Here is a 516-nt window from a genome sequence, read left to right on the forward strand (position 1 = left end):
GGCTCCTGGTGCCAAGGCATTCACCGTTCGCCCTTGACAACTTGACCACAAAGATGCTCGCGTCCACTGTGCAATTCTCAACAAACGACCAACCCACAACCCGATCCGCCCCACACCAAACCCAACATCAACAGTTGGCGGTATGTGGGGCCAGGCCATGCCTGGCAGACTGCCAGCCCCCACACAGGAGGCCGGCCACGTCTCTGAAACAACAACCACCGGTTGTTCTTTCAGGACCCAACAGGGTGCTTACATTCTTCCTCAGCCGCACCAGGGACTTCGTTCCCACCACCCAAGAGTGGCTGTACTAGAAGGAACCCGGCCGTTGCCGAGGGAAAACTTGCCAGTGTCTCCGCCATCTGAGCACCCCACCACCACAGTCGGGCAGTGCGGGCTCCTTACCGACTTTCGTCGGAAGGTGCTCCTTAGAAAGGAGGTGATCCAGCCGCACCTTCCGGTACGGCTACCTTGTTACGACTTCGTCCCAATCGCCAGCCCCACCTTCGACGGCTCCCT

General features: G+C 59.3%; 1 rRNA gene. It reads right to left on the reverse strand.

The window, feature by feature from the left end:
• Positions 1-429: 429 nt before the first annotated feature.
• A 16S ribosomal RNA gene (locus tag KBX26_RS31990) occupies positions 430-516 on the reverse strand; the annotation flags it as partial.

The organism is Micromonospora sp. C97, from assembly GCF_018070385.1.
GTDB lineage: Bacteria > Actinomycetota > Actinomycetes > Mycobacteriales > Micromonosporaceae > Micromonospora > Micromonospora parva.